This window comes from Xanthomonas sp. SHU 308 (assembly GCF_000364645.1).
GTDB classification, from domain to species: domain Bacteria; phylum Pseudomonadota; class Gammaproteobacteria; order Xanthomonadales; family Xanthomonadaceae; genus Xanthomonas_A; species Xanthomonas_A sontii.
This window is the reverse complement of record NZ_AQOK01000379.1, coordinates 1-5672: the sequence shown is the minus strand read 5'-3', so window position 1 is coordinate 5672 and position 5672 is coordinate 1. Positions and strand designations below refer to the sequence as shown.

6 protein-coding genes and 1 pseudogene are annotated in these 5672 nt (G+C 70.5%); 6 read left to right on the top strand and 1 reads right to left on the bottom strand.

Features of this window, described 5'->3' with window-relative positions; translation table 11 throughout:
- The 6 genes and pseudogenes from D588_RS24710 to D588_RS0112820 all read left to right on the top strand — a co-directional run.
- A pseudogene (locus tag D588_RS24710) lies at positions 1–144 on the top strand (enoyl-CoA hydratase/isomerase family protein); the annotation flags it as partial.
- Positions 141–545 carry a VOC family protein gene (locus D588_RS0112840; RefSeq protein ID WP_017909132.1) on the top strand — a complete coding sequence of 135 codons (405 nt, stop codon included), beginning with the start codon at positions 141–143 and terminating at the stop codon, positions 543–545. The pseudogene D588_RS24710 and the gene D588_RS0112840, both read left to right, overlap by 4 nt.
- A gap of 144 nt (positions 546–689) precedes the next feature.
- The gene (locus tag D588_RS0112835) at positions 690–1586 is read left to right on the top strand and encodes a hydroxymethylglutaryl-CoA lyase (protein WP_017916264.1); all 897 of its coding nucleotides are present in this window, start codon (positions 690–692) and stop codon (positions 1584–1586) included.
- A gap of 112 nt (positions 1587–1698) precedes the next feature.
- Positions 1699–2469: an SDR family oxidoreductase gene (locus D588_RS0112830; protein WP_017916263.1), complete on the top strand. Its 771-nt coding sequence runs from the start codon at positions 1699–1701 to the stop codon at positions 2467–2469.
- A 116-nt stretch (positions 2470–2585) separates the two neighbouring features.
- Positions 2586–3152 carry an elongation factor P-like protein YeiP gene (yeiP, locus tag D588_RS0112825; protein ID WP_010343353.1) on the top strand — a complete coding sequence of 189 codons (567 nt, stop codon included), beginning with the start codon at positions 2586–2588 and terminating at the stop codon, positions 3150–3152.
- Positions 3153–3156: 4 nt separating this feature from the next.
- A complete protein-coding gene (locus D588_RS0112820; RefSeq protein WP_017916262.1) occupies positions 3157–3588 on the top strand; it encodes a hypothetical protein in 432 nt (143 codons plus the stop codon).
- A gap of 318 nt (positions 3589–3906) precedes the next feature.
- On the opposite strand, the gene D588_RS0112815 is transcribed toward D588_RS0112820, so the two are convergent.
- The gene (locus D588_RS0112815; RefSeq protein ID WP_081613547.1) at positions 3907–5664 is read right to left on the bottom strand and encodes a DUF4105 domain-containing protein; all 1758 of its coding nucleotides are present in this window, start codon (positions 5662–5664) and stop codon (positions 3907–3909) included.
- Positions 5665–5672 lie beyond the last annotated feature (8 nt).

The window sequence follows — 5672 nt, the reverse complement described above, 5'->3', positions numbered from 1 at the left end:
CGGGTCGCCGCCGGTGGCGAGCGCGATGCGCTGGACCAGGCCAACGCCGCCCTGATCGCGCAATTGCGGGTCTCGGCCGAAGGCCAGGAAGGGCTGAATGCGTTCCTGGAGAAACGCGAACCGGCCTGGAGGGCCAGCCCATGAACCCGCTCGACCATCTCGGCCTGCGCTGCAGCGACCTCGACCGCAGCCTGACCTTCTACCGCGCCGCCCTGGCCGCGCTGGAGCTGGACGTGGTGATGCAGGTGAGCGCCGAGGAAAGCGGCGGCCAGCGCCATGTCGGTTTCGGTCGCGACGGCAAGCCCAGCTTCTGGATCGCCGATGGCGGCCGCGACGCCGGCGACAATGGCGTGCACGTGGCCTTCGTCGCCGCCAGCCGCGCGCAGGTGGACGCGTTCCATCGTGCCGGCCTGGCCGCCGGCGGCCGCGAGCACGGCGCGCCGGGCCTGCGCCCGCACTACCACCCCGACTACTACGGCGCGTTCCTGCTGGATCCGGACGGCCACAACATCGAAGCGGTCTGCCACCGCACGGCAGCGGCCTGATCCGCGCTACCGCGTTGCGCCAGCGCACCTGGCGCCAGCCATGCATGCCGCTGCTTCACCGCATCTCTTCATCAGGAATCCCATGACCCTCTTTGCTTCCCGCTTCGTGCGCAGCGCCCGGCCAACGGCGCAGGAATTCCGCGAATGAGCGACCGCGTACGCATCGTCGAAGTCGGCCCGCGCGACGGCCTGCAGAACGAGAAGGCCTGGGTCGCCACGGAAGACAAGATCGAGCTGATCGCGCGGCTGGGGCGCACCGGCCTGCGCAGCATCGAGGCGACCAGCTTCGTCAGCCCGAAATGGGTCCCGCAGCTGGCCGACGCGGCCGAGGTCTACGCCGGCATCGCGCAGGTGCCGGGCGTGGACTATCCGGTGCTGGTGCCGAACCTGCAGGGCTACGAACGCGCGGCCGCGGTCGGCGTTCGCGAGGTGGCCGTGTTCACCGCCGCCTCGGAAGCCTTCAACCGCACCAATACCAATGCCGGCATCGACGAATCGCTGGCGCGCTTCGCGCCGGTGCTGGAGCGCGCGGCGGCGGACGGGGTCAAGGTCCGCGGCTACGTGTCCACGGTGCTCGGCTGTCCCTATCAGGGCGACGTCCCCCTGGCCGACGTGGTGCGGGTGGCGCAGCGGCTGCATGCGATGGGCTGCTACGAGATCTCGCTGGGCGACACCATCGGCGTGGGCACGCCGGGCAAGGCGCGGACGATGCTGCGCGCGGTCGCCGCCGTGGTGCCGATGGACGCATTGGCGGTGCACTTCCACGACACCTACGGCCAGGCCCTGGCCAACATCGCCGCCTGCCTGGAAGAAGGCGTGCGCGTGGTCGATGCCGCGGTGTCCGGCGCCGGCGGCTGCCCATATGCCAAGGGTGCCAGTGGCAACGTGGCCAGCGAGGACGTGGTCTACCTGCTGCACGGCAATGGCGTGGAGACCGGCATCGACCTGCCAGCGCTGGCCGCGACCGGCCGCTGGCTGGCGCAGAAACTGGGCCGTCCAACCGGTAGCAAGGTCGGCCAGGCGCTGGCCGCCGAGGGCTGAGCCGCGGCAGTTCCTTACCCGGCGACGGACCTGCGCGCCGCGGCCCATCGCCGATCTCGCCGCGATGGGGCGGCAGCCTCTAAACTGGGCGTTTTCCTGGGAGGGAACATCCATGCAGCTTGCCGATCTGAAAGCGGTGGTCACCGGCGGCGTGTCCGGCCTCGGCCTGGCGGTGGCACAACGCATCGTCGCCGAAGGCGGCAAGGTCGCGCTGTTCGATCTGAACGACGACAAGGGCACGGCCGCGGTCGCCGCCCTGGGTGCGGAGCGGGCCTGCTACCTGCGCACCGACGTCAGCGACGAGGCCCAGGTGGCGGCGCAGCTGGCGGCGGCACGCGATTTCCTCGGCGGCCTCAATGCCGCGGTCAACTGCGCCGGCATCCTCGGCGCCGGCCGCGTGCTCGGCAAGGAAGCGCCGATGCCGCTGGCCACCTTCCAGGGCACGGTGATGGTCAACCTGGTCGGCAGCTTCAACGTCGCCAAGGCCGCCGCCGACCTGATGCAGCACAACGCCCCGGGCGAGGACGACGAGCGCGGCGTCATCGTCAACACCGCCAGCGTCGCCGCCTACGAGGGCCAGATCGGCCAGGCCGCCTACGCCGCCTCCAAGGGTGGCGTGGTGGCGATGACCCTGCCGATGGCGCGCGAACTGGCGCGCTTCGGCATCCGCGTCAACACCATCGCCCCGGGCATCTTCTGGACCCCGATGGTCGACGGCATGCCCGAGGCCGTGCAGCAGTCGCTGGCCGCGGCGATCCCGTATCCTTCGCGTCTCGGCCGCCCGGACGAATTCGCCGACACGGTGATGTTCCTGCTGCGCAACCGCTACCTCAATGGCGAAACCATCCGCCTCGACGGCGCGGTGCGGTTGGCGCCTAAGTAGCGGGGAATGGAGAATGGGGAATGGGGAATCGCAACGGCGTTTCCCTTCCGCTGATCCTCTCCGCCTGCTTGACCCTGTTTCGATTCCCCATTCCCCATTCCCGATTCCCAGCCCTCATGAAAGCCAACGAAATCAAGAAAGGCAACGTCGTCGAGTACAACAACGGCGTGTACCAGATCCGCGACATCGAGCGCAGCTCGCCGCAGGGCCGCGGCGGCAACGTGCGCTTCCGCTTCGTGATGTACAGCGTGCCGGGCGGCAACAAGCTCGATGCCAGCTTCGACGGCGACGACGACCTGCGCGAAGTCGAGCTGATGCGCCGCCAGGCCACCTTCTCGTACAAGGACGGCGAGGCCTTCGTGTTCCTCGACGACGAGGACTACACCCCCTACACCCTGGACGCCGATGCGATCGGCACCGATGCGGGTTACATCACCGACGGCCTCAGCGGCATCTACGTGCAGGTCATCGACGACCAGCCGGTGGCGATCCAGTTGCCGCAGAGCGTGACCCTGGAAGTGATCGAAACCCCGCCGGAGCTCAAGGGCGGCACCGCCACCAAGCGGCCGAAGCCGGCCAAGCTCAACACCGGGATCGAGATCATGGTGCCGGAGTACATCGGCAACGGCGAGCGCGTGCTGGTCAACACCACCACCGGCGAGTTCGCCGGCCGCGCCGACTGAGCCCATGCGCGGGCGCCGTGTCACCCACGTCTCCCGCACAGGCAGCGCCGCGCATGTGCCGCGGCCCGCCTGCCTCGGCCTGCTGCTGGTCTTGCCGGTGCTGGCGCTCGCCGCGCCGGCGACGCCGGCCACGGCGGCCGCCCCCAAGCCCGCGTGCACGATTCCCGACGCGGTCGATCCCGAGCACCACGACGGTTTCTGCACGCTGCCCGAGCCGATCCGCGCCTTCGTCGCCCGCCAGGACACCTGTAACCATTTCGCCGGCGAGGAGCCCTACGACAAGGCGCGGCGGCGCGAACTGGAGCAGGCGATGGCCAAGTACTGCGACGGCAACGAACAGGCCTGGGCGAAGTTGCGTACGCAATACCGCCAGGACCCGCCGCGCGACGCCTGGCTGCGCCGCTACGGCGAGGATGTCGGTCTCGAGTTGCCATGATGACGGCTTGCCGGCCGGCAAGGTGGCGCCCTTGCGGGCATCGGCGTCAGCCCTGACGGCCATCGACATCGGCCTGCTTCGCGTCTTCGCTCGTCGCGGCTGAAGCCGCCCCTACATAAATGGGTTGGAAGCTGCGCCGCGTTTCTGTGGGAGGGACTTCAGTCCCGACCCATGGAGCTATCAGTCTTCCTTCATGCGAACACGGCTGCGCCTGCGACGCACAGGTGCTGCGGACTCACGCCGCGACCGCGCCGCCGTCAACCGCACGCGCGATCCAGTTCCCTTCGATCGCCTCGCATCGCAAGCCCGCACGCTGCGCTACGGCTGCCCACCACGCTGCCGCAACAGCGACGGCGAATCCAACTGCAGTCCACCGCCTTCGCGATTGAGCGTGCGCAGGCGTGCGCCCAGCGTCGCCAGGTTGGCATCGATCTGCGCCAGGTCCGCCTGCAGCGGCGCCGGCAGCAATCCGCGCAGGCGCGTCTGCAGCGCGGCGCCGTCGTCGTGCAGCGCCGCGATCCGTGCCTGTCCCTGCACCTGCAGCCAGGCACGTTCCTGCGCCTGCGGCAGGCCATAGCCCGGCTGCCCCTGCAGCAGGCTCGCCGGTTGGCTCAGTAGCCCCTGCTCGGCCAGCACGGCACGCACCGCGCTGGCGGCGTCACGCGTGTCGGCACCCGCATCACCCTCGCCCGCATCGGCCACCGCGGTCGGCAGCGGCTTGCCCAGATAGCGCCGTTTCAACGCATCGCGACCGCGCTGCTCGGCGCGGCGGCGGGCGGCGTTCTCCAGCAGCAGCAAGGCGGCACTGGCACGCAGGTCGCCACGCTCAAGCCACGGCGCGCGCTGTGCGGCCGGCAGGTCCAGCCACGCGTCGGCATTGCGCGCCGGTAGCGCCAGCCCGCTGCGCGCCACCGCGAACATCTCCGCGAAGTGCGCGCTCGCCGCCGGGAAGTAATAGCCCTCCCGCACCGCCGCGTCGGCATTGTCGAGTACCGATGCATCGGCGATGCCGGCCCGTACCAGGCGCCGGCGCAATCCGGTCGGGCTGATCCCGGACAGGTGCGCGGCCGCCAACCGCGGCACGCCGTCGTGCAACAAGGCGTAGGTCTCCACCGCGCAGTTGTTGCTGAGGAAGTAGTAGCGGCCGTCGTAGCTCCAGTGCAGTTGCGCGGCACGCTCCAGCAGCGCGGCGATCTCTTCGCGCGACAGCCGCAGCGGCAGCGACTGCAGGCCGCGCAACTGCACCTGGGTGTAGTCGTCCACCACCTGGCGCAGCGGCAGCACGAACAGCCGCGACGGGTAGGAGCCGGTGAGCCCGCGCAGGTTGGAAATCTGCACGTCGTCGACGAAGGCGCGGAACGACAGCACCCGGTGCTCGGCCAGGTCCAGCCGGCATGCCGGGCCCAGCGGCCGCCCCGGCGCGCAGATCACCAGGCGCAACATGCTGTGGCCCCAGTGGCTCATCGGCTGCGCGTTGCCTTCGGCCAGCAGGTAGTCCACCGCGTAGATCCGCGCCGGGTCCACCTGCAGCAAGGCGGCCGCGTCGGCCAGCGGGTCCTGCACGAACACCTGGCCGGGCGCGCATGCGCTCGCCGGTGACGTCCATGCCAGGCGCGCGGCGAAGTAGCGGGCCAGCGCCGGCCGCCGGCAGGCGTAGTCCGGATCGAGCAGGAAGTGCTCGAGATTCACCGCCACGAACTCGGCCGGCGACTGCAATTCGTAGCGATCCGGGCTGCGCTCGGTGAACCGGTTCTGGCCGCGGCGCAGGCCCAGGCGCATCGGGCTGACCTGCCAGCCGGCCAGATCCAGCAAGCGCGGATCGGAGGACAGATGCCCGGCCGCGGCGCGGTCGTAGAAATGCGCCAGTTCGTGCAGCAAGGCGGTCAGCGCCGGCCGCCGTGACGGATCGACGGCAGGATCGGTGTCGGGATCCTCTGCCGCCATCCAGTCGCGCAGCAGGCGCTTGTTCAACAGCAGGCGTTTGGCCTGCGCGCGCCCGTGCACCTGTGCGGGGAGGTCGTCGCGCCACTGCAGCGGCAGCCCTGCCGGCAGCGCCGCGGTCCAGGCCGGCGGCAGCCGCGCCT